Origin of the sequence: Pseudomonas sp. RIT288 (genome assembly GCF_000631985.1) — a bacterium.
GTDB lineage: Bacteria > Pseudomonadota > Gammaproteobacteria > Pseudomonadales > Pseudomonadaceae > Aquipseudomonas.
Window position 1 is genome coordinate 43,386 of the sequence record NZ_JFYN01000020.1, and the last position, 23,972, is coordinate 67,357.

A 23,972-nucleotide genomic window follows, 5' to 3' on the forward strand; every position below is an offset into this window, starting at 1 on the left:
CTTACCAGCGAAACCGCAACGAAGGTGCTACCGGTGCAGGCGCCTGAGTCGCAACAGGCGCTGCACCTGCCACCGCAGGCTGCGGCGCGGCGACCGGGGCCGGCGCCTCAGCCGGCAACTCCTGCAACTTCGCCAGCGACAATTGCGAACGCAACTGATCGGCACTGCCGTTGACCCGATACACGATGCGATCACCATCGACACTTTGCAGACGCACACCGAACGGTTCGAGTAACCGCAGCAGCGTGGCGTAATGCTCAAGATTCATACCCTGCACTTCCAGAGTCTGTTGACCCGAAGCGCCAGGCTTGGCGACAAATCGCGGCGCCAGACGCTCGGCCACCGCCAACATCACTGCGTCGGCCACGGCGGCCTGATCGGCGCCCTGCACACTGCCGGCCTCTTTCTGATCACCCAGCCACAGATGCCACTTGGCCTGCCACTGGCCGCCCTCTTCGTGCGCATGCACCGCCAACAGGGCATCCGCGCCGTAACGCTCCGAAGCGCCGCGCAAGGGCGCGGGATCGGTGCCATCCAGCACTGGCGCGGTGGCCACCAGTTGCTCACTCAGATCCGCCAGCGGCAAACGCAGCGGCAAGCCGCGATGCTGAGCCGCAGAGCGCAACGGTGCAGCCGCGGCCTGACCGTCGCCGACCAGGCTCGAACCTTCAGTCGAATCGTTCAGCCACCAGCTCAGAATCGACGGCCGACTCGCCCCCCACAATGACAGCCCGGCGCGACGCAGCGCCTGCTCAGTGGTGGCCGGATCGAAATCGACCTTGAGCACCTCCGGCGGCCCGGCATCGAAACCGAACTGACTGATGATCTGCTGCGGATCCTTGCGAATCGCCGCCAGCCCGGGACTTTGCGGAGCCTTGGGGTCTCCCGTCAGACGCAACACCAGCGTATCCAGTGCTGCCTGCGTGGCGCGATCACGCTCTTCCGGCGCCTGGCTGCTGACCGGCTGGCGCACTTGATAGAGACCTTTGAGGTTTTCGGCATGACTCGCCAGGCTGACCAACGACAAACAACCCACAACCAACAATTTACAAAAACGCATGGAAAATTCCCGTCGACAGGAGCGGCTGGAACAGGCCGCGTGAACCGGTTAAGCAAGGCTGTGACCATCTGCCAGCGCAAAACATTCACACGGTAGCGGTAAGTTTTTGCACAGTGGTAACGATAGACGGTTAATCGGCACACCTTATACAGGCAGCTGCCCGGCACAATTGCAAAAAATTTCAGTCGATTATGCCCCTGCCCGTCGGCGCGAGGATGGCCGCTGCCCCTCAAGCCTGATAAAATCGCGCGCCTTCGCAGACCGGCAACAGCCGGGCACCCCGAAATTCGCGTGAGGCCATTGCCCTCTCGATTTCGATGTTCCCGCTGAACTCGGTCGTTACCCCTGAATCCCCTCCCCTAAAGGCCTGGATCATGAGCAAGCAACCCTCCCTGAGCTACAAGGACGCCGGTGTAGACATCGACGCCGGTGAAGCATTGGTCGAACGCATCAAGAGCGTCGCCAAGCGCACTGCGCGCCCGGAAGTCATGGGCGGCCTGGGCGGTTTCGGCGCCCTCTGCGAAATCCCGGCCGGCTACAAGCAGCCTGTGCTGGTTTCCGGCACCGATGGCGTTGGCACCAAGCTGCGCCTGGCGCTGAACCTGAACAAGCACGACAGCATCGGCATCGACCTGGTCGCCATGTGCGTCAACGACCTGGTGGTCTGCGGTGCAGAACCACTGTTCTTCCTTGACTACTACGCCACCGGCAAGCTCAACGTCGACACCGCTGCCCAGGTTGTAACCGGCATCGGCGCCGGCTGCGAACTGTCCGGTTGCTCGCTGGTTGGCGGCGAAACCGCTGAAATGCCAGGCATGTACGAAGGCGAAGACTACGACCTGGCCGGTTTCTGCGTCGGTGTGGTGGAGAAAGCCGAAATCATCGACGGCTCGAAAGTGGCCACCGGTGACGCGCTGATCGCCCTGCCATCGTCCGGCCCGCACTCCAACGGCTACTCACTGATCCGCAAGATCATCGAAGTGTCCGGCGCCGACATCGAAAACATCCAGCTCGACGGCAAACCACTGACCGACCTGCTGATGGCCCCGACCCGCATCTACGTGAAGCCGCTGCTCAAGCTGATCAAAGACACCGGCGCGGTCAAAGCCATGGCCCACATCACCGGTGGCGGCCTGCTGGACAACATCCCGCGCGTTCTGCCAAAAGGCGCTCAGGCCGTGGTTGACGTGGCCAGCTGGACTCGCCCGGCCGTGTTCGACTGGCTGCAAGAGAAAGGCAACGTTGACGAGACCGAAATGCACCGCGTACTGAACTGCGGCGTGGGCATGGTGATCTGCGTGGCTCAGGAGCACGTTGAAGTGGCCCTGAAGACCCTGCGTGACGCCGGCGAACAGCCTTGGGTTATCGGTCAGATCGCTGCCGCTGCCGAAGGTGCTGCTCAGGTTGATCTGCAGAACCTTAAGGCTCATTAATGTCCGCAACCTGTGATGTCGTGGTGCTGTTGTCCGGCACCGGCAGTAACTTGCAGGCTCTGATCGACAGCACGCGGACCGGCGACAGCCCGGTCCGCATCGCTGCGGTGATTTCCAACCGCGCCGACGCCTACGGCCTGCAACGCGCCAGTGACGCGGGTATCGCCACCCGCTCGCTGGATCACAAGGCCTTCGAAGGTCGCGAGGCCTTCGATGCTGCCCTGATTGAACTGATCGACGAATTCAAACCCAAACTCGTGGTACTGGCCGGCTTCATGCGCATTCTCAGCGCTGATTTCGTGCGTCACTACCAGGGTCGTCTGCTCAATATCCACCCGTCGCTGCTGCCCAAATACAAAGGGTTACACACTCATCAGCGCGCGCTCGAGGCCGGCGACGCCGAACACGGCTGCTCCGTGCACTTCGTCACCGAGGAACTCGATGGTGGACCACTGGTCGTACAGGCAGTAATACCGGTAGAGTTGCACGACACGCCGCAGACACTTGCGCAGCGAGTGCATGTCCAGGAACACCTGATCTACCCGATGGCTGTACGCTGGTTTGCCGAAGGCCGACTGGCACTCGGTGAGCAAGGTGCTTTACTGGATGGCCAGTTACTCGCGGCCAGCGGCCACTTGATTCGACACTAGGAGATTTTATGCGTCGCGCCCTGCTCTTCGCTTGCGCTCTGTTCGCCCTGCCTTTCGCGCAGGCGGCAGACCTTCAACCGTTCTCCGCCAGCTACACCGCCGACTGGAAACAGTTGCCCATGAGCGGCACTGCCGAACGCAGCCTGACCAAGGAAGCCAACGGCGTCTGGAAACTCAGCTTCAAGGCGTCGATGATGATCGCCAGCCTGACCGAAGAAAGCACCCTGACCCTGGACAAGGACACCCTGCTGCCACAGTCCTACCACTTCGAACGTGGCGGTCTGGGCAAAGCGAAAAAGGCTGATCTGGATTTCGACTGGAACAGCAAGATGGTCACCGGCACCGACCGTGGCGACGCGGTCAAGATCCCGCTGAACCGTGGCATGGTCGACAAGTCGACCTATCAGCTGGCGCTGCAGCATGACGTGGCCGCCGGCAAGAAGACCATGAGCTATCAGGTGGTTGACGACGGTGAAGTCGATACCTATGACTTCCGTGTACTGGGTGCCGAGAAAGTCGACACCAAGGCCGGCAAGATCGATGCGATCAAGGTCGAGCGCGTGCGCGACCCGACACAAAGCAAGCGCACCACCGTCCTTTGGTTCGCCAAGGACTGGGATTACCTGCTGGTCCGCCTGCAACAGGTTGAAACCGACGGCAAGGAGTACAACATCATGCTCCAGGACGGTACGGTCAACGGCAAGGCTGTCAAAGGCAGCTGATCCGTCGTTACAACGAAAAGCCCCGCCAGTGCGGGGCTTTTTTTGTGCCTGCAATTCCCCCCCTGTAGGAGCTGCGGCATGCTGCGATCTTTTGATTCTGCTAAAGAGCAAAAGATCGCAGCGTGCCGCAGCTCCTACAGGGACAGGTTCAGACCGAGAATTTGGCCACCATATTGTTCAAATCCACCGCCAGCCGCGACAACTCCTGGCTCGCCGCACTGGTCTGATTCGCCCCCGCCGATGTCTGCATCGCCAGATCGCGGATGTTCATCAGGTTGCGGTCCACCTCCCGCGCCACTGCCGCCTGCTCCTCCGAGGCGCTGGCGATCACCAGGTTGCGCTCGTTGATCAAGGTGAACGCCGAGGCGATTTCCTCCAGCGCCATACCCGCAGCCTTGGCCAGCTCCAGGGTCGAATTGGCGCGGACGCTGCTCTGCTGCATCGAACTCACCGCCGAATCGGTGCCCTGCTGGATACCACCGATCATCTGCTCGATTTCCTGGGTCGATTGCTGGGTGCGATGCGCCAGCGCCCGTACCTCATCGGCCACCACCGCGAAGCCACGACCGGCATCTCCGGCCCGCGCCGCCTCGATCGCCGCGTTCAGCGCCAGCAGATTGGTCTGCTCGGCAATCGAGCGGATCACGTCGAGCACTTTGCTGATGCCATGAACCTTCTGCGCCAGATCCTCGACCTGCGTTGCATTGGAGGTGACGTCGTCAGCCAGGGACTGGATTGAAGTCACGGTCTGGTTGACCTGCTCGCGCCCATGCTGGGCAATCCGGTCAGATTCGCGCGACGCCTCGGAAGTCGCCACGGCGTTGCTCGCCACCTCTTCCACGGCAGCGGTCATCTGATTGACCGCCGTGGCGGCCTGCTCGATCTCCAGGCTTTGCTGATGCAGCCCGCGCGTGGCGTCCTCGGTGACGCAACTCAGCTCTTCCGAGGCCGACGCCAACTGACTGGACGACTCGGAAATCTGCCGGATGGTGTCGCGCAGGTTGTGCTGCATGCTTTTCAGCGCCTGCAGCAGCCGCGCTGGCTCGTCCTTGCCGGAGATGTTGATATCGCCAGTCAGATCACCGCCCGCCACCACTTGCGCCACACCCAGGGATTGCGCCAACGGCAACACGATGCTGCGAGTCAGCAACAGCGCCAGGCCGATGGTGACAAGGGCCGTTATGCCGATCATCACCCCGACCCACACTCGCGAGTTGGTGAAGACCAGCCGCGCGGCCTCGGTGGCGAGATTGGCATTGTGTTTGTTCAGTTCGACCAGTTCACGCAGGGTGACCGCAATCTCGTCGGCCAAGGGGCTCATTTCACCATTGAGGATGGCCGCCGCCTCTTCCACTCGATTCTGGGCAGACAACTGCATGACCTGCGCCTGAAGCTCCAGATATCGGTGCTCGGCGACCTTGAAGCGATCAAACAGTCCGCGCTCCTGGGGCAGCACGATCAGCACGTCATAACGCTGCTGAGCCTCACTGAGCGCACCGCGCAGCTCATTGAGCTTGGCGACATTCTGCTGCAGCGCCTGCGGGTCGCGATTGAGCAGCAGGCGCATGGTCAGCGCGCGCAAACGCAGCATTTCCTGACTCATCTCGCCGACCGCCATCACGCTCGGCAGCCAGTTGTTGTCGACCTCATCAGACTGCGCGCGCATGTTCGCCATTTGCAGCAGGGCGAACGCCCCCAGGGCAAACACCATCAGCGCCAACACAGCAAAACCCAGGCCGGCACGCGGCGCGATATTGAGACTACGGATGCTCATTACTCTGGTTCCTTCCAAAAGCGCTGCATCAACCCTGCAGCTGGTTGCTTTAGAAGGTATCGGCCCCGCGCCAATTTGCGTAAGACCAAAAGGTGATATCAAAAGGCCTTGATACTTCGAACCCTCGGCATTAACGATTCAGCGCGGTTTCCCGGACTTTGCTGCTGTTCGCGGCAATATCGCCAGGAAGTTATCCCGGGCGACTTTACGTGCGACGTCTTCGGGCAATGCATCAAGGAACGGTGTGAAACTGCGCATTTCCTGACCGAGCTTGTTGAATCGGCCTACAACATCCGAACCCACCATGAAGCGCTCGGGGTATTTCTTCACCAATGCCAGCCATTCCGCGCGCGGCTTGCCCTGCTCATCCAGCAGATACGGCGTGAGCATGCTCCACGACAGATCGATGAACAGATTCGGATAAGCCTCAAGCATCCGGCTCACCGTCGGCAGCAGGAATTTCAGCTGCGTCTGGTGGCGATGAATCTCCGCGCTGGTGCCGGCGTGCGCCCAGATGAACCGGGTGTGCGGATGATTACGCAGCGGTTCCTCGATTTCCTTCAGGTACAGCGGATTTTTCTCACGTTTGGAGGTGATGTTGGAATGCAGCATCACTGGCAGATCGTTTTCGGCAGCCAAGTGATATATCCGCTTCATCGCCTCGTTATTGGCCCGTGGCGTGTCGCCGGCGGTCAACGCCGTCAAGTCATCATGGCGGGTGAACACTTCGCCAATGCCCTGCCACAGCCCCGGATACAGATCGAGCATGCGCTGAATGTGTGCGGAGGAGTTCTTGTCGTTGGGGTTGAAGCCCGACAGGAATGGATGGAAGTGCAGACGCTGCTCCGCAGTCAGCTTTTGCACGGCATCGGCAACGATCACGTCGGTGGCGCTGTACCAGTAGGCATCGGCATCATCACCGGCGTAATAGCGTGGACGCTTGGGTTCGTCCTCATGCCATTTCTTCGCCACGGGAATACCGGAAATCATCACATGGTCGATGGAATTGTCCTGCATGGCCGTGAGCAATTTCGCCATGCCGGCGGTTTCCTGGAAAAAATCCACGTAGTGCAGGTGCGCATCGCTGTAGGTGTAATCGCGGGCGCTGACGGTACCGGCAAATGCCAGCAGGCAGGCAAGACTCAAACGAAACAAGGACACAAGTAATCTCCGGCAGGTAGGCATAGCCTAGACCCTGAGCCGATCACAAGGGTTCATCCTGCAGGAAAGTGGAACGCGACTCCGTGGGAATACTCTATAACTGCAAGGTCTTTTTTGATCGAACGACTTTTCCCTACTGCCAGTGAGGTTGCCATGACTGTTACCGTCAATACCGTCTCCGCCGAAGGTTTTCGTCACACCGTACAGATCGATGACCACGAATTATTTGCCGACGTGCCGAAGTCTGCCGGCGGCGAGGGCTCGGCACCCGAGCCACACGACTACTTCGACGCCGCGCTCGGCGCCTGCAAGGCACTGACCCTGAAGATGTACGCGAAAAAGAAAGACATCCCGCTGACCGGCGTAGGTGTCGAGGTCAAACGCGACAACAGCGAAGAGCAGAAAGGCAAATACGCGCTGCACGTGACGCTCACCCTCAAGGGCGTCCTCACCGATGCCCAGCGTGAAGAACTGCTGCGCGTCGCTGATCGCTGCCCGATCCACAAGCTGATGACCACCACCGACGTCAGCATCGAAACCCACGCACCGCAAGGCTTCGACAGCCAGTAATCACCCTCTTGCCAGCGGCGGGTTATGCTTCTGGCATCACCCGCTCAGCCTGGAATGCACCATGGATACGCAACCACTGATCATCCGCCCGCGCGCCGAAGACGTCGAAGGCCAGCCGATCCTGCGCCCGCTGCCGTCAGCCAAATGCCGCAGCGTCGGGCCATTCGTGTTTTTCGACCACATGCTCGAAACGGTTTATCCGACGGGCAAAGGCATGAACATCCGACAGCATCCGCACATTGGTCTGTCGACCCTGACCTACCTGTTCGAAGGGCAAATCCAGCACAAGGACAGCCTCGGCTCCGATCAGGTGGTCAGCGCCGGCGATGTCAGCTGGATGACTGCCGGCAGTGCGATTGCTCACGTCGAGCGCACGCCCGAGCCGTTGTGGGAGCAAAGCTTCACGATGCACGGCTTGCAGATCTGGCTGGCCTCGCCCAAGGATCACGAGCAAGGCCCGGGACATTACAGCCATCACCCGGCGGCAACCCTGCCGGTCAGCGATAACCTTGGCGTGCAGATTCGGATGATCGCCGGGTCAGGCTTTTGCCTGAAATCGCCGGTACCGGTGCTTTCTCCTACGCTGTACGCCGAAGTGAAGATGCAGACCGCCACCACTTTGCTGATCCCGACCGAGCACGCAGAACGCGCGATTTATGTGCTCAGTGGGGACGCGCAGTTGAATGGCGAGCCCCTCGCCCCCCATGCGCTGGCGGTATTGCCGGCCGGGGAAGAGCTGAGCCTGTTCGCCGAGAGCGATGTGCATGCGGTGGTGTTCGGTGGCGCGCCGCTGGACGGGCCACGACGGATCAACTGGAATTTTGTCGCGAGCGATCCGGCGGCGATCGACGAGGCGCGGCGCAAGTGGGCGGCCGGGGACTGGCCGACGGTGCCGGGGGAAATCGAGCGGATTGAATTGCCGGCGGGCCGGTAAAGCAAAAGATCGCAGCCTGCGGCAGCTCCTACCTCGATCACATGCAGGAGCTGTCGCAGACTGCGATCTTTTGATTTTGAAACAATCAGCCTTTGAACACTTCTTCCAGCAAGTCATGCATCGACTTGAACGCGCGCTTGGCGGTCTTCGCGTCATACATCATCTTGCCCGGCACATTGGCATCCGGATCGGTGAACGAATGCACCGCACCGCCATAGCTGAGCAACTGCCAATCGACCTTCGCCGCGTTCATTTCATCTTCGAACGCCGGCAATTGCTCTTTCGGCACCAACGGGTCGGAAGCACCGTGCAGCACCAGCACCGAGCCCTTGATGTTCTGCGCATCGGCCGGGTTCGGCGAGTCGAGCGTGCCGTGGAACGACACCGCCGCCTTCACCGGTGCACCGGTACGCGCCAGATCCAGCGCACAGCAACCACCGAAGCAGAAACCGAACACCGCCAGTTTTGAGGTATCAACCGCCGCCTCACCCTGCTGCTGCAACTGCTCGAACGCTGCCTGCATACGCTTGCGCAACAGAGCACGGTCATTCTTCAGCGGCATCATCGCCGCGCCGGCCTCGTCAGCGTTCTGCGGACGCACTGCCTGCCCGTACACGTCAGCAATCAACACCACGTAGCCCTTGGCCGCGACCGACTTGGCGATCTCCTCGGCACCGGCGCTGACGCCCATCCAGTTCGGCGCCATCAACAGGCCCGGGCGCGCGCCCTTGTGCTCGGCGTCGAACGCCAGACGACCTTCATAGGACTGACCATCCAGCTGATAGACCACGGAACGTACAGTGACTTGGCTCATTTCTGACTCCTGATTGGTTAAACACCAGAATGAAAAAACCCGCCGAAGCGGGTTTTTCTACAACATGATTAAGCTGACAGTTCAACCAGCAGCTTGTTCAGACGGGTCACGTACGCGGCCGGGTCTTTCAAGCTTTCGCCAGCCGCCAGAGCGGCCTGATCGAAGAGGATGTGCGACAGGTCGCCAAAACGCCCTTCGTTCTGCTCGCCGTCGAGTTTCTCGATCAACGGGTGGCTCGGGTTGAATTCGAAGATCGGCTTCGATTCCGGCACTTTCTGCCCACTGGCTTCGAGGATCTGGCGCATTTGCAGGCCCAGGTCCTGTTCGCCGATGGCCAGAATGGCTGGCGAGTCGGTCAGGCGATGGGAAACCCGGACTTCGGCCACGGAATCACCCAGTGCGGTTTTCAGACGCTCGACCAGACCTTCTTTGGACTTGGCGACTTCTTCTGCAGCTTTCTTGTCCTCTTCCGAGTCCAGGTTGCCCAGATCGAGATCGCCGCGTGCCACGTCGACAAAAGTCTTGCCGTCGAATTCGCTGAGGTAGCTCATCAGCCACTCGTCGATACGGTCGGTCAGCAGCAGCACTTCGATGCCTTTCTTGCGGAAGACTTCCAGGTGCGGGCTGTTCTTGACCTGTGCATAGGTCTCGCCGGTGAGGTAGTAGATCTTGTCCTGACCTTCCTTGGCGCGCGCCAGGTAGTCGGCCAGACCGACGACCTGCTCGCCGTCGTCGCCTTGGGTCGATGCGAAACGCAGCAGACCGGCAATTTTTTCCTTGTTGGCGAAATCTTCTGCCGGGCCTTCTTTCATGACCTGACCGAAGTTTTTCCAGAAGCCCTTGTATTGCTCAGGCTCGTTCTTCGCCAGTTTTTCCAGCATGTCCAGCACGCGCTTGGTCAGCGCCGATTTCATCGAGTCAATGATCGGATCTTTCTGCAGGATTTCCCGCGACACGTTCAGCGACAGGTCGTTGGAATCGACCACACCCTTGATGAAGCGCAGGTACAGCGGCAGGAACGACTCGGCCTGATCCATCACGAACACGCGCTGCACGTACAGCTTCAGGCCTTTCGGCGCTTCACGCTGGTACAGGTCGAACGGCGCGCGGGCCGGCACGTACAGCAGCGAGCTGTACTCGAGCTTGCCTTCGACCTTGTTGTGGCTCCAGGCCAGCGGGTTTTCGAAGTCGTGAGCGATGTGCTTGTAGAACTCCTGGTATTCCTCGTCCTTCACTTCAGTGCGCGGACGGGTCCACAGGGCGCTGGCGCGGTTGACGGTTTCCCATTCAACGGCAGGCTTCTCTTCGCCTTCGGCGGCAGTGACTTCTTTCGGCAGCTCGATCGGCAGCGCGATGTGGTCGGAGTATTTCTTGATGATGTTGCGCAGACGCCAGCCGTCGGCGAACTCGTCCTCAGCGGATTTCAGGTGCAGGACGATGCGGGTGCCGCGCTCTGGCTTGTCGATGGTGGCGACTTCGAACTCGCCCTCGCCTTTCGACGACCAGTGCACGCCTTCGCTGGCAGGAGTGCCGGCGCGACGGCTGTACACGTCGACTTTGTCCGCCACGATGAAGGCCGAGTAGAAGCCGACACCGAACTGGCCGATCAGGTGCGAATCTTTCTTCTGATCGCCCGAGAGATTCTTCATGAAATCGGCGGTGCCCGACTTGGCGATGGTCCCCAGGTGAGTGATCACATCGTCACGGTTCATGCCGATACCGTTGTCTTCGAGCGTGACGGTCTTGGCGTCCTTGTCGAAGCTCACACGGATTTTCAGTTCAGCGCCACCTTCGAGCAACTCAGGCTTGGCCAGGGCTTCGAAGCGCAGCTTGTCGACAGCGTCAGAGGCGTTCGAGATCAATTCGCGAAGGAAGATTTCCTTGTTGGAATACAGCGAATGGATCATGAGGTGCAGCAGCTGCTTTACCTCGGTCTGGAAGCCCAGGGTTTCCTTTTGAGTTTCCACACTCATGGTCATCAAACTCCAATCAGATGGCAGTGGCCACGACCCAGAGGGTCGGCGGCGGGTTGTTCACTGAGTTGGGGGCAGCGTTCAGGATTTCAAGGGCTCATCAATTTTGAAATGTGCACGGGCGGTGGCAATCGGTTCGCTCTCGGTGCTTTGCCAGGCCGTGATGGCGACGTTGGCCACGCGCCGCCCCTGGCGACAGACCTGACATTTGGCCCAAGTGTCGCGAAACTGCCCGGCGCGCAGGTAATCCAGAGAAAAGTCGATGATCTTCGGCACCCCGGGCGAACCGGTGAAGATCAGCAAATGCAACGCGGCTGCCAGCTCCATGAACCCGGCAATCACCCCGCCATGGATCGCCGGCAATAAAGGGTTACCAATGTTGTCCTTGTTCGCCGGCAGCTTGAACAGCAACTCATCGCCGACTCGCGAGCATTCGACGCCGATCAGCCCGGCGTAGGGAATCATCTGCAGCAGTGGCGCGTAATCGCCCTGAGCGTGAGCCTGCAGCAGCTGTTGCTTCCAGTCATCGCTCATCGGTTTTCTCCTTTGACCTTGCCGCCAAATCCCTGGGTGCCTTTCAGGCCCTTGCCCATGCGCATGAAGGTGCCGACAACGTGGGCGATCGGCTGCTGCGGGTCGTCCTGATAGGCAAAGCCGCGGGCGAAGATTACGTCGGTGGTGACCCGGTAACACTGGGCAAAGCCGTAAACATCCTTGTTCGGTTCAGCGGCATGCATGTAGTCGATGCGCAGGTCCAGGGTCGGGCAGACTTCGAATTCCGCCAGCACGCACAGCGTGGACATGCCGCACGCGGTGTCCATCAGCGAGGTAATGGCGCCGCCGTGGATGACCCCGGTTTGCGGATTACCGACGATTTGCGCGCTGTACGGCAACTTCACCGTCAGCCCTTCGCTACTGGCGCTGTGCACTGTCAAACCGAGCACCTGACAATGGCGCAGGGCCGAGAGAAATCGTGTCGCGCGCTCAAAAACGGGGTTTTCAGCCATTTGATAATTACTCTCGTTAGAGCCTTGTGCCAGTAGTAAGAAATACGGCAAAAGTTCCACTAAAAAACAAACTTATATATCTGAACGAAATGAGGAACTTAATCTTTGGCCCAGCGCTCTTAAGGCCAGTAGTTATTTTCCATAAGGAGAGACACCCCATGCGTAAGACTTTAGCTATTGCCTTGATGTTGACCGCTTCCCTCGGTCTCGCTGCCTGCGATAAAAAATCCGAGGACAAAGCTCAAGATGCCAACCAACATGCTGAGCAAGCTCAGCAAGACATGAACAAAGCTCAGGATAAAGTGAACGACGCAGCAAAAGAAAACGCCGAAGCTGCCAAAGCTCAGGCTGAATCGAATCAAGCTGCTCAGGAAGAAGCTGCCAAGAAGCAATAATTGCGACTTGATGCAGAAAAAGAAAACCCGCCAAGTGCGGGTTTTCTTTTGCCTGTGATTTTTTGTCAGTCTTGGCTTAGAGGCTGTTTTAGAGCAATACGGTTCTAAAAGTCGGACTAATCATCAACAACAAAGAACAGATCAGGCCGACCAGCCACACCAGGCTGCGCAGGGATGGTTTATCCGCCAGGTACAACCACACGTAAAGAATTCGCGCGATCACAAAGATGATCGCCAGGGCATCAATCAACCAGCCTTGCGTTTGCGTGGTGTGCGCCATAAGCACACCCACGGCAAACAGGATGAACGCTTCGATGCAGTTCTGATGCGCCGCCAGCGCCCGCGCGCCGTAGCCAGTGAGTTGCGCCTGCTGTTGGCGCGGTAGATGGTTGTTGTAACCTCCCTGCTCTTTCATGGCCTTGCCCACCGGCATACGCGCGATGTAAATCAACAGTGCACTGATAAACACACACCAGAACGGAATACTCATCAAGCAGCCTCTTTATGGGTTTCGGGCAACGGCGCCTCTGTAGGTGTATAGACCATCACGTCGAGCACGTCGGAATGAAACTCGCGGCGGTACAACACGATGACCACGCCGGCACTCATCAACATGAACAGCCACGGGCTGACGAACCACGCCAGCATGCTCATGCCGAAGTAGTAGGAACGCAGACCGAAGTTGAACTGGTTGGCCGCCATCGAAATCACTCGCGCCGCCCGCAGTGCGAACGCCTTGCGCTCCTGCTCCGAGACCTGACGTTCACCGATCATCGGCGCTGAGCCGACCAATACCGCGGCAAAGTTGTACTGACGCATGCACCAGCTGAAGGTAAAGAACGCATAGACGAACACCAGCGCCAGGCACAGCAACTTGATCTCCGACATGCCCTGCGATGCTTGCTGCACCATCGGGATGTCCGCCAGCAGCGACACGGCGCGCTCGGACGCACCGAGCACGGTGAGAATGCCGGCGAGGATGATCAGGGTGCTGGAGGCAAAGAACGAGGCGTTGCGCTCCAGATTGCCGATCACGCTGGCGTCGGCGATGCGGTTGTCACGCAGCAGCATGCGGCGCATCCAGTCTTCGCGATACAGGTGCAGCACGCTGGCCAGGCACGCGGTGTCGCGGGCCTTCCATGACGCATAACGGGTGTAGCCGCCCCAGCAGATGACAAACCAGAGCGCGGCCAGCAGGTGGATCAGGTTGGCTTGGATGAACGACATTCGTTTTCCCGTGAAGTGTGGATGCATTACCTGCAGGAGTAAGCCTGCTCGCGATTCGCTGACACGTCCGGCATTGATCTGACAGACACGACGCCATCGCGAGCAGGCTCACTCCTACATGAAACCTGTGCAGTGCTTCGACGTTAGCTCGCGGAAAAAGACACTGCCAGACACCCATAAAAAATGCCCCGTATCGATTGATACGGGGCATTTCCGTTTAAGCGCTGAAGACCCGCTTGTGGCGGGTCAGACAACATCAGGCAACGGCTTCGCTGCGTTTGCCCAGCAGGCGATCGCAGACCACGGCGACCACCAGGGTCATCACACAAGGCACCAGCCACGCCAGGCCCTGCTCGCTCAGCGGCAGGTGCGACAGCTGCGACGGCATCCAGTCAGCCAGACCGGCACCCTTGAGCGCGTCGATGGTGCCGAACAGGAACGACACCAGCATTACCGGGCCGAGGATCCGGCCGTGTTCATACCAGAAGTCCTTGCAGAAGCTCAGGGCCACCAGAACGATGCACGGCGGGTAGATCGCTGTCAGCACCGGGATCGAGAACGCGATCAGCTTGGTCAGCCCGAGGTTGGACACCAGCAGCGAGAACGCGGCGAGGATGATCACCAGGGTCTTGTAGGACAGTGGCAGCACGCGGCTGAAGTATTCAGCGCAGGCGCAGGTCAGACCAACCGCCGTCACCAGACATGCCAGCGAGATCAGCACCGCGAGGAAACCGCTGCCCAGCGAACCGAAGGTGTGTTGCACGTAAGCATGCAATACCGCCGCGCCGTTGGTGGCACCAACCGCGACTTCGTGGCTGCCGGAGCCGAGGCGGAACAGGCTGATGTACACCAGCGCCAGACCGACACCGGCGATGAGACCGGCAATGATCGCGTAACGGGTGATCAGCGCAGGCGACTCGACGCCACGGGAGCGGATCGCGTTGACGATGACGATGCCGAACACCAGCGCGCCGAGGGTATCCATGGTCAGGTAACCATTGATGAAGCCCTGGGAGAACGGTGCCGCGACGTATTCAGGCGTGGCCTGACCGATATCACCGGCCGGCAAGGCGAATGCGGCAATACCGAGTACCGCCAGGGCGATGATTTTCAGCGGCGCGAGGAAACGCCCCACGGTATCGAGCAGACGGCCCGGATACAGCGAGATGAAGAACACCAGCAGGAAGTACACCGAGCTGTAGAGGAACAGCGCCAGCGGGCTTTCGCCAGTCAGCGGCGCCAGACCCACTTCGAACGACACGGTCGCGGTCCGCGGGGTGGCGAACAGCGGGCCGACCGCCAGATAGCAGGCCGCGGCGAGCACACCCCCGGCAATCTTGCCGATCGGGCTGCTCAGCGCGTCCATGGCACCACCGACCTTGGCCAGGGCGACGACGGTGACCACCGGCAGACCGACGGCCGTGATCAGGAAGCCCAGCGCCGCCATCCAGACATTAGGTCCGGACTGCAGGCCGACGATAGGCGGGAAAATGATGTTGCCGGCCCCGACGAACAGGGCAAATGTCATAAAGCCCAGTGCCAGGATGTCCTGACCTTTCAAAACTTTCATTAAGGAAATACCACACTACTGAATCGGAATTTAGAGGGGGATTTCCCTGTGGGGTTAGGGAAATGCTGCCAGTCCGTATGGGTCTGACCCGTTGAGCGCGTTGCATGCCTTGTGGGCGGCAGACGCAAAATGGCTGCCAGCCTAACGAATTTGCCTGACAAACGCACTGTTTGAGGGCGAACTATCCGATACACGACATGTCCGTGTCGCGTTTACGCATCTATTTTTCACACACAGTACTTTGTGGCGAGGGAGCTTGCTCCCGCCCGACTGCGCAGCAGGCGCAAACCCAGTAAACCCTCATGAATTTGAAGATTGTATTCGGGCTACTTCGCAGCCCAGCGGGAGCAAGCTCCCTCGCCACAAAAATCCACTCAAATACCCATATGCCAGAAACAACAAAGGCCACCCGAAGGTGGCCTTTGCCTGGTGAAGCGTCAGTCAAGCACGAGGCTTACTTGACAGCCCAACCGGTCAGCTCGGCCAGGGCCTTGCCGATGTCTGCCAGCGAACGCACGGTTTTCACGCCTGCGTCTTGCAGCGCAGCGAATTTCTCGTCTGCAGTGCCTTTGCCGCCAGAGATGATTGCGCCAGCATGGCCCATGCGCTTGCCCGGAGGAGCAGTCACACCAGCGATGTAGGAAACAACCGGCTTGGTCACGTGTGCCTTGATGTAGGCAGCCGCTTCTTCTTCAGCCGAACCGCCGATCTCGCCGATCATCACGATCGCTTCGGTCTTCGGGTCTTCCTGGAACAGCTTCAGGATGTCGATGAAGTTCGAACCCGGGATCGGGTCACCACCGATGCCGACGCAAGTCGACTGACCGAAACCGGCGTCAGTGGTCTGCTTCACAGCTTCGTAGGTCAGGGTGCCGGAACGCGAAACGATACCGACCTTGCCTGGCAAGTGAATGTGACCTGGCATGATGCCGATCTTGCATTCGCCCGGAGTGATCACGCCTGGGCAGTTAGGGCCGATCAGGGTAACACCCAGCTCGTCGCACTTAACTTTAGCGTCCAGCATGTCCAGGGTAGGAATGCCTTCGGTGATGCAGACGATCAGCTTGATGCCGCCGAACGCTGCTTCCAGGATCGAGTCCTTGCAGAAAGGAGCCGGAACGTAGATCACGCTGGCGGTAGCGCCAGTGGCGGCTACTGCGTCTTTGACGGTGTTGAACACTGGCAGACCCAGGTGCTCGGTGCCGCCTTTGCCCGGAGTTACACCACCCACCATCTTGGTGCCGTATTCGATGGCTTGCTGGGTGTGGAAACTACCTTGCGAACCGGTAATACCCTGGCAGATAACTTTGGTGTCTTTATTGATCAGGACGCTCATTATTTGCCCTCCGCAGCTTTGACAACTTGTTGAGCAGCGTCGGTCAGGCTGGTAGCAGCGATGATGTTCAAACCGCTTTCTGCCAGTACTTTAGCGCCCAGCTCAGCGTTGTTGCCTTCAAGGCGAACAACAACCGGGATTTTCACGCCGACTTCTTTCACAGCGCCGATGATGCCTTCGGCAATCATGTCGCAGCGAACGATGCCGCCGAAGATGTTGACCAGTACTGCAGCGACGTTGGTGTCGGACAGGATGATCTTGAAGGCTTCGGTCACGCGCTCTTTGGTAGCACCACCACCTACGTCGAGGAAGTTGGCTGGCTTGCCGCCGTGCAGGTTGACGATGTCCATGGTACCCATGGCCAGGCCGGCACCGTTGACCATGCAGCCGATGTTACCTTCCAGGGCTACATAGTTCAGTTCGAACTTGGCAGCGTGCGCTTCGCGCGGATCGTCTTGCGACGGATCGTGGAAAGTCTTCAGCTTAGGCTGACGGTACATGGCGTTGGCGTCGATGTTGATCTTGGCGTCCAGGCAGTGCAGATCGCCGTCAGCCTTGATCACCAGCGGGTTCACTTCCAGCAGGGCCAGATCGTGATCCTGGAACAGTTTGGCCAGACCGACGAAAATCTTGGCGAACTGGGCAACTTGCTTGCCTTCCAGACCCAGTTGGAACGCCAGCTCGCGACCCTGGAATGGCTGAGCGCCAACCAGTGGATCGATAGTGGCTTTCAGAATTTTTTCTGGAGTGTCGTGAGCGATTTTCTCGATGTCCACGCCACCTTCGGTGGAAGCCATGAACACGATGCGACGGCTCGAACGGTCAACGACAGCGCCCAGGTACAGCTCTTTAGCGATATCAGTGCACGATTCAACCAGGATCTTGGTGACTGGCTGACCATTGGCGTCAGTCTGGTAAGTCACCAGACGCTTGCCCAGCCACTGCTGTGCGAAGGCCTTGGCGTCTTCTTTGTTGCGAACCAGCTTGACGCCGCCCGCTTTACCGCGACCACCGGCGTGGACCTGGGCTTTGACAACCCACTCGCTGCCGCCGATTTTGTCGCAAGCTTCTGCTGCTGCTTCCGGGGTGTCTACTGCGTAACCAGTGGAAACTGGCAGGCCGTATTCAGCGAACAGCTGCTTACCCTGATACTCGTGAAGATTCATGCTTTTTACCGTCTTCGTTAGGTACTGCGCATTCGGCGCTGCGCTCTTGATGAGTGCCGCGCCACCTGTGACTGCTGCTTGCGTAGCCGTTCCGGATAACCGGTGCAGCTACGCAAGACTGCGTCCAGCGGACATTCCGCGGTGAGACTTGCTCGCAAGGCTCACGACGGGCCGCAACCGCCGTGGTTTCTTATTGTATCTTTCGAACATGTGAAAGCTGCTGCGCTAGGAAATACTGCGTCAAAAACAGACTCGAAATGCTCATTGACTAACGTCAACTCCGCTTCCTCGCCTGTTTTTTCCTTGTCTTTCCTTCGCTCGCTACGCTTTCACAAAGTCCTCAACGCTTCTTGCGGTTGGCAATGTGGATGGCGCCGCCATTCACAGCCAGAGCAGCTTCGTGCAAGGCTTCAGACAGGGTCGGATGGGAGAAAACCATCATGCCCAGGTCTTCAGCGCTGGTGCCGAATTCCATACCGATCGCGCCTTGCTGAACCAGTTCTGCAGCGCTCGGGCCAATCACGTGCACGCCCAATACACGGTCAGTCTTGGCATCAGCGATGACCTTGACGAAACCACCGGTATCGTTGGCGGCCATGGCACGGCCGGAAGCGGCGAACGGGAAGGTGCCGACGTTAACTTCAACGCCTTCGGCTTTCAAGGCCTGCTCGGTTTTGCCAACCCACGCGATTTCCGGGTGAGTATAAATAACCGAAGGGATCAGGTCATAGTTCATCTGGGCTTTGTGGCCCTTGATGCGCTCGACAACCATGATGCCCTCTTCCGAAGCCTTGTGCGCCAGCATCATGCCGCGAACCACGTCACCGATGGCGTAAACGCCCGGTACGGTGGTGGCGCAGTGATCGTCAACGTGCACGAAACCGCGCTCGTCCAGGGTCACGCCGCTGTCGGCAGCCAGCAGATCAGTGGTCACCGGACGGCGACCAACGGCTACGATCAGCTTGTCGAAAGTGATGGTCTGTTCGCCGTTGGCATCGGTGTAGTTGACAACGACTTCGTCGCCGTTCACTTTCGAACCGGTTACGCGAGCGCCCAGCTTGATGTCCAGACCTTGCTTGGTCAGGGTTTTCAGCGCTTCCTTGGAAACAGCGGTGTCGGCTGCCATCAGGAAGGTGTCCAATGCTTCCAGGACAGTCACTTCTGCACCCAGACGCGACCAGACAGAACCCAGTTCCAGACCGATCACGCCAGCGCCGATCACGCCCAGACGTTTAGGTACGGACTGGAATTCCAGAGCACCAGTCGAATCGACGATGACTTTCTGATCGACCGGAGCCGGAGGAATGTCGATCGGACGCGAACCCGGGGCCAGGATGACGTTTTCGGCTTCGATGACTTCAACCGAACCGTCAGGCTTGGTGACTTCGACTTTCTTGCCAGCCAGCAGCTTGCCGTGGCCCTGGATCGAAGTGACGCCGTTGGCCTTGAACAGGGTGGCAACGCCGCCGGTCAGGTTCTTGACGATGCCAGCCTTGCGGCCAACCATCGCAGCGACGTCCATTTTGACTTCGCCGGTCGAGATACCGTGAACGTTGAAGCTCTCTTTGGCTTCCTTGTACTTCCAGGAGCTGTCCAGCAGCGCCTTGGACGGAATGCAGCCGACGTTCAGGCAAGTACCGCCGAGGGCCTGTTTGCCTTCAGCGTCGGTGTACTTCTCGATGCAGGCAGTGGTGAGACCCAGCTGCGCGGCCTTGATGGCAGCTACATAGCCGCCAGGGCCGGCACCGATCACTACTACGTCAAATTTCTGCGACATTCAAAAAATCCTCTTTAGCGAAAAGCTTCAAGCCGCGCGCTCCAAGCCAAGCTGCCTTTTCTTGCAGCTTGAAACTTGAAGCTCGCAGCTGCTTCTATCAGATATCCAGCAACAGACGAGCCGGATCTTCCAGCAGGTTCTTGATGGTCACCAGGAAGGTCACAGCTTCTTTGCCATCGATCAGACGGTGATCGTAGGACAGTGCCAGGTACATCATCGGACGGATCACGACCTGACCGTTGATGGCCATAGGACGCTGGATGATGTTGTGCATGCCCAGAATCGCTGCCTGCGGCGGGTTGACGATCGGGGTCGACATCATCGAACCGAAGGTACCACCGTTGGTGATGGTGAAGGTACCGCCGGTCATCTCTTCCATCGACAGTTTGCCGTCACGGGCTTTCTTGCCGAACGTGGCGATGCCGCCTTCGATTTCAGCCAGGCTCATCAGCTCGGCGTTACGCAGAACCGGTACGACCAGGCCACGATCGCTGGAAACGGCAACACCGATGTCGGCGTAGCCGTGGTAAACGATGTCCGCACCGTCGATCGAAGCGTTGACCGCCGGGAAGCGTTTCAGCGCTTCGGTGGCAGCCTTGACGAAGAACGACATGAAGCCAAGGCGTACGCCGTTGTGGGACTTCTCGAACAGGTCCTTGTACTTCGAACGCAGGGCCATGACTTCGGTCATGTCGACTTCGTTGAACGTGGTCAGCATTGCCATGTTCGACTGGGCTTCAACCAGACGCTCGGCAACCTTGGCACGCAGACGGGTCATCGGAACGCGTTTTTCAACGCGATCACCGGCAGCGAATACCGGCGCAGCGGCAGCCGGAGCAGCAGCCTTGGCTGGCGCGGCAGCCGGAGCGGCTTTCTTCGCGGCAACAGCAGCCACTACGTCTTCCTTGGTCACACGACCGCCTTTGCCGGTGCCGGCAACGGAAGCGATGTTGATGCCGTTCTCTTCAGCCAGCTTGCGCGCAGCCGGAGCAGCAACAGGATCGTCTTCGCCTTCGGCAGCAGCCGGGGCAGCGGCAGCCGCGGCCGGAGCAGCAGCGGCGGCTGGAGCAGCGGCAGCAGCGCCACCCGCTTCGATGGAGCCCAGGACTTCGTCGGACAGAACGGTGTCGCCTTCGTTCTTGACGATAGCGCCCAGTACGCCGTCGGCGGTAGCCAGCACTTCCAGTACGACTTTGTCGGTTTCGATGTCGACGATCAGGTCGTCACGCTTGACGGCGTCGCCCGGTTTTTTGTGCCAGGTGGCAACGGTGCCATCGGCAACCGATTCCGGGAAAGTGGGGGCTTTGATCTCGATAGCCATTATCTGTGGTTCCTTAAATTCGGTTTCAGGTGCGCGAAGGCGTTAAACGGTAAACGCGTCTTGCAGCAGTTTTTCCTGCTGCTCGGCGTGCATCGATGCGTAACCACATGCTGGGGCAGCAGAAGCCTCACGGCCCGCGTACTCGAGTACGAGAGACTTGTTGAGGTTACCGATGCTGCGACGCAGGTGATGCTGGCTGCAGTACCAGGCACCCTGGTTCATCGGCTCTTCCTGACACCAAACGGCATGTTTGACGTTGGTATAAGGCGCCAGGACTTCTTTCAAGTCGTCCTCAGGGAATGGATACAGCTGCTCGATACGCACGATGGCGATATCGTCACGGCCTTCGGCACGACGTTTTTCCAGCAGGTCGTAGTAGACCTTGCCGCTGCAGAGAACAACGCGCTCGACCTTTTTCGGGTCCAGGGCATCGATTTCCGGGATCACGGTCTGGAACGAACCTTCAGCCAGATCTTCCAGGGTCGAGATGGCCAGTTTGTGGCGCAGCAGCGACTTCGGCGTCAGCACTACCAGAGGTTTGCGCAGCGGGCGAATCACCTGACGACGCAGCAAGTGGTAGATCTGGGCCGGGGTGGTCGGCATGCACACCTGAATGTTGTGCTCGGCGCACAGCTGCAGGTAACGCTCAAGACGTGCCGAACTATGCTCAGGACCCTGACCTTCGTAGCCATGCGGCAACAGCATGGTCAGACCGCAGAGACGGCCCCACTTGTGCTCGCCGCTGGTGATGAACTGGTCGATAACGACCTGTGCACCGTTGGCGAAGTCGCCGAACTGGGCTTCCCAGATCACCAGCGCGTTTGGCGTGGTGGTCGAGTAGCCGTATTCGAAGGCCAGTACCGCTTCTTCCGACAGGAACGAGTCGTACAGGTCAAAACGTGGCTGACCGTCGTACAGGTTCTGCAGCGGAATGTAGGTGCCCGCGTCTTTCTGGTTGTGCAGCACAGCGTGACGGTGCGAGAACGTACCGCGGCCGATGTCCTGACCGGTCATGCGGATCGGGTGACCTTCGAACGCCAGGGTCGCGTACGCCATGGTTTCGGCGTAACCCCAGTTGATCGGCAGGCCGCCGGCTTGCATCTTCTGACGGTCTTCGTAGATCTTCGCGACCTGACGCTGAACCACGAAGCCTTCCGGAATTTCCAGCAGCTTGGCGGACAGTTCCTGCAGGGTCTTCAGGTCGAAACGCGTGTCGTGACGCGCAGTCCAGGCGTGGCCCAGATACGGACGCCAGTCCACGAACAACTCTTTGTTCGGCTCTTTGACCAGCGATTTCACTACGTGCAGACCGTTGTCCAGCGCGTTGCGGTATTCGTCGACTTTCGCCTGAACACGCTCTGCGTCGACTACACCGGCCTGGGTCAGACGATCAGCGTACAGCTCACGGGTGGTGCGCTGCTTGGTGATCTGCTGATACATCAGCGGCTGGGTGCCGCTTGGCTCGTCGGCCTCGTTGTGGCCGCGACGACGGTAGCAGACCAGGTCGATCACCACGTCACGCTTGAACTGCATGCGGTAGTCGATGGCCAGCTGGGTCACGAACAGCACGGCTTCCGGATCATCACCATTCACATGGAGGATCGGCGCCTGGATCATCTTCGCAACGTCGGTCGCGTACTCGGTGGAACGCGAGTCCAACGGGTTGCTGATGGTGAAACCAACCTGGTTGTTGATCACGATGTGCACGGTACCGCCGGTCTTGAAACCGCGGGTCTGCGACATCTGGAAGGTTTCCATGACCACGCCCTGACCTGCGAATGCAGCGTCACCGTGGATGGAGATCGGCAGAACTTTCTCACCGGTCGGGTCGTTACGACGATCCTGACGGGCGCGAACCGAACCTTCTACCACCGGGGAAACGATCTCCAGGTGGGACGGGTTGAACGCCATGGCCAGGTGAACTTCACCGCCGGCGGTCATCACGTTGGACGAGAAGCCCTGGTGGTATTTAACGTCACCGGAACCCAGCTCGACCTTCTTCTTGCCTTCGAACTCGTCGAACAGCTCGCGCGGGTTCTTGCCGAAGGTGTTGACCAGCACGTTCAGACGGCCACGGTGGGCCATGCCGATGACGACTTCCTTGGTGCCGTAGGAACCGGAACGCTGAATCAGTTCGTCGAGCATCGGAATCAGGCTTTCGCCGCCTTCCAGACCGAAACGCTTGGTGCCCGGGTATTTGGTACCCAGGTATTTTTCCAGGCCTTCACCGGCAGTGACGCGCTCGAGCAGGTGGCTCTTGATGTCAGCGGAGTACGTCGGACGACCACGCACGCTTTCCAGACGCTGCTGGAACCACTGGCGCTGCTCGGAATCGGTGATGTGCGTAAATTCAGCGCCGATGGTGCGGCAATATGTCTGCTGCAACGCTTCGTGAATTTCGCGTAGGCTCGCTTCCTCTTTGCCGATGAACAGGTCGCCGGCACGGAAGGTCGTATCAAGATCGGCATTGGTCAAGCCGTAATGATTGATCGACAGGTCTGCAGGTGCAGGACGCTGCCACAGCCCCAGCGGGTCGAGCTGGGCTGCCTGGTGGCCACGCATACGGTAGGCCTGGATCAATCGCAGCACTTCAACTTGCTTCTTCTCGTGCTCACTGCTCACGCTACCGGCGGAAACCGGTTGGGCGCGGCGCTGGTTCTTTGCCAGCAGCACGAAATGATCGCGAATTGTGGAGTGCGAAACATCAGTGGCAGAGCTGCCGTCGGCAGGCAGCTTCTGAAAGTAGGTGCGCCACTCTTCTGGCACAGCGTTAGGGTCGTGCAGGTAGAGCTCATAAAGCTCTTCCACATAGGCAGCGTTTCCACCTGAAAGGTAGGCGCTGTTCCACATGCGCTGCATCACGCTTTCTTGCATGCTTGGTCACCCTCGGTTAGGGGAACACCATCGGCGTCAATACCGAGCAAACTTGCAGAAGTCCGAATGCAGCGACTAAAACAAGCCACTTAGGATCACGCTGATAGTCCGGGTACCAGCCCGGATGCCCCTGCTTGTCTCATTTCTTCAAAATAAGAGCTGCAGCTTATGGCTACTGCTCTGGTTATAGCCATGACGCGGGTTGAAG

The 23,972-nt window shown here is 59.2% G+C and carries 21 protein-coding genes; 6 read left to right on the forward strand and 15 right to left on the reverse strand.

Annotated elements, in window-relative coordinates:
- Position 1 precedes the first annotated feature (1 nt).
- The gene (locus tag BW33_RS17710) at positions 2–1,060 is read right to left on the reverse strand and encodes a DUF2066 domain-containing protein (protein ID WP_047600248.1); all 1,059 of its coding nucleotides are present in this window, start codon (positions 1,058–1,060) and stop codon (positions 2–4) included.
- A gap of 374 nt (positions 1,061–1,434) precedes the next feature.
- Between BW33_RS17710 and purM the strand changes: the two genes are divergently transcribed.
- From purM to BW33_RS17725, 3 genes are read left to right on the forward strand one after another with little or no spacing between them, the layout of a single operon-like run.
- On the forward strand, positions 1,435–2,493 hold the full coding sequence (gene purM, locus BW33_RS17715) for a phosphoribosylformylglycinamidine cyclo-ligase (protein ID WP_047600249.1): 1,059 nt from the start codon (positions 1,435–1,437) through the stop codon (positions 2,491–2,493).
- A complete protein-coding gene (gene purN, locus BW33_RS17720; protein WP_047600250.1) occupies positions 2,493–3,143 on the forward strand; it encodes a phosphoribosylglycinamide formyltransferase in 651 nt (216 codons plus the stop codon). Before purM ends, purN begins: the two co-directional genes overlap by 1 nt.
- 8 nt (positions 3,144–3,151) lie before the next feature.
- Positions 3,152–3,865 carry a DUF3108 domain-containing protein gene (locus tag BW33_RS17725; RefSeq protein ID WP_047600251.1) on the forward strand — a complete coding sequence of 238 codons (714 nt, stop codon included), beginning with the start codon at positions 3,152–3,154 and terminating at the stop codon, positions 3,863–3,865.
- A 148-nt stretch (positions 3,866–4,013) separates the two neighbouring features.
- Here the strand turns inward: BW33_RS17725 and BW33_RS17730 are convergent, their stop codons facing one another.
- Positions 4,014–5,639, reverse strand: coding sequence for a methyl-accepting chemotaxis protein (locus BW33_RS17730; RefSeq protein WP_047600252.1), 1,626 nt, complete (start codon positions 5,637–5,639; stop codon positions 4,014–4,016).
- A gap of 138 nt (positions 5,640–5,777) precedes the next feature.
- Positions 5,778–6,824: an amidohydrolase family protein gene (locus BW33_RS17735; RefSeq protein ID WP_047600253.1), complete on the reverse strand. Its 1,047-nt coding sequence runs from the start codon at positions 6,822–6,824 to the stop codon at positions 5,778–5,780.
- Positions 6,825–6,953: 129 nt separating this feature from the next.
- Between BW33_RS17735 and BW33_RS17740 the strand changes: the two genes are divergently transcribed.
- The gene (locus tag BW33_RS17740; protein WP_027614046.1) at positions 6,954–7,370 is read left to right on the forward strand and encodes an OsmC family protein; all 417 of its coding nucleotides are present in this window, start codon (positions 6,954–6,956) and stop codon (positions 7,368–7,370) included.
- Between the two features lie 61 nt (positions 7,371–7,431).
- Complete coding sequence (locus BW33_RS17745) at positions 7,432–8,304, forward strand: pirin family protein (protein WP_047600254.1); 873 nt, start codon at positions 7,432–7,434, stop codon at positions 8,302–8,304.
- Positions 8,305–8,389: 85 nt separating this feature from the next.
- Here BW33_RS17745 and BW33_RS17750 read toward each other — a convergent pair whose 3' ends face one another.
- The 4 genes from BW33_RS17750 to BW33_RS17765 form a co-directional block, all read right to left on the reverse strand.
- Entirely contained in the window at positions 8,390–9,118 is a 729-nt protein-coding gene (locus BW33_RS17750) for a dienelactone hydrolase family protein (protein ID WP_047600255.1), read from the reverse strand.
- 68 nt (positions 9,119–9,186) lie between these two features.
- The gene (htpG, locus tag BW33_RS17755; protein WP_047600274.1) at positions 9,187–11,091 is read right to left on the reverse strand and encodes a molecular chaperone HtpG; all 1,905 of its coding nucleotides are present in this window, start codon (positions 11,089–11,091) and stop codon (positions 9,187–9,189) included.
- 81 nt (positions 11,092–11,172) lie between these two features.
- Positions 11,173–11,625, reverse strand: coding sequence for a PaaI family thioesterase (locus tag BW33_RS17760; protein WP_047600256.1), 453 nt, complete (start codon positions 11,623–11,625; stop codon positions 11,173–11,175).
- Positions 11,622–12,098: a PaaI family thioesterase gene (locus BW33_RS17765; protein ID WP_047600257.1), complete on the reverse strand. Its 477-nt coding sequence runs from the start codon at positions 12,096–12,098 to the stop codon at positions 11,622–11,624. Before BW33_RS17765 ends, BW33_RS17760 begins: the two co-directional genes overlap by 4 nt.
- Before the next feature lie 158 nt (positions 12,099–12,256).
- On the opposite strand from BW33_RS17765, the gene BW33_RS17770 reads away from it, so the two are divergent.
- The gene (locus BW33_RS17770) at positions 12,257–12,493 is read left to right on the forward strand and encodes a hypothetical protein (RefSeq protein WP_007962865.1); all 237 of its coding nucleotides are present in this window, start codon (positions 12,257–12,259) and stop codon (positions 12,491–12,493) included.
- Between the two features lie 88 nt (positions 12,494–12,581).
- Here BW33_RS17770 and BW33_RS17775 read toward each other — a convergent pair whose 3' ends face one another.
- From BW33_RS17775 to BW33_RS17810, 8 genes are all read right to left on the reverse strand, one after another.
- Positions 12,582–12,983, reverse strand: coding sequence for an MAPEG family protein (locus tag BW33_RS17775; RefSeq protein WP_007962864.1), 402 nt, complete (start codon positions 12,981–12,983; stop codon positions 12,582–12,584).
- Entirely contained in the window at positions 12,983–13,720 is a 738-nt protein-coding gene (locus BW33_RS17780; protein ID WP_047600258.1) for a DUF599 domain-containing protein, read from the reverse strand. Before BW33_RS17780 ends, BW33_RS17775 begins: the two co-directional genes overlap by 1 nt.
- 256 nt (positions 13,721–13,976) lie before the next feature.
- Complete coding sequence (gene brnQ, locus BW33_RS17785) at positions 13,977–15,290, reverse strand: branched-chain amino acid transport system II carrier protein (protein WP_047600259.1); 1,314 nt, start codon at positions 15,288–15,290, stop codon at positions 13,977–13,979.
- A 454-nt stretch (positions 15,291–15,744) separates the two neighbouring features.
- A complete protein-coding gene (gene sucD / locus BW33_RS17790) occupies positions 15,745–16,626 on the reverse strand; it encodes a succinate--CoA ligase subunit alpha (protein ID WP_003223019.1) in 882 nt (293 codons plus the stop codon).
- Complete coding sequence (sucC, locus tag BW33_RS17795) at positions 16,626–17,792, reverse strand: ADP-forming succinate--CoA ligase subunit beta (protein ID WP_003223015.1); 1,167 nt, start codon at positions 17,790–17,792, stop codon at positions 16,626–16,628. The genes sucD and sucC overlap by 1 nt, the downstream gene beginning before the upstream one ends.
- Positions 17,793–18,132: 340 nt before the next feature.
- Positions 18,133–19,569: a dihydrolipoyl dehydrogenase gene (gene lpdA, locus BW33_RS17800; protein ID WP_003223013.1), complete on the reverse strand. Its 1,437-nt coding sequence runs from the start codon at positions 19,567–19,569 to the stop codon at positions 18,133–18,135.
- 97 nt (positions 19,570–19,666) lie between these two features.
- The gene (odhB, locus tag BW33_RS17805; RefSeq protein WP_003223011.1) at positions 19,667–20,890 is read right to left on the reverse strand and encodes a 2-oxoglutarate dehydrogenase complex dihydrolipoyllysine-residue succinyltransferase; all 1,224 of its coding nucleotides are present in this window, start codon (positions 20,888–20,890) and stop codon (positions 19,667–19,669) included.
- Between the two features lie 42 nt (positions 20,891–20,932).
- Positions 20,933–23,764 carry a 2-oxoglutarate dehydrogenase E1 component gene (locus tag BW33_RS17810; protein WP_047600260.1) on the reverse strand — a complete coding sequence of 944 codons (2,832 nt, stop codon included), beginning with the start codon at positions 23,762–23,764 and terminating at the stop codon, positions 20,933–20,935.
- Positions 23,765–23,972 lie beyond the last annotated feature (208 nt).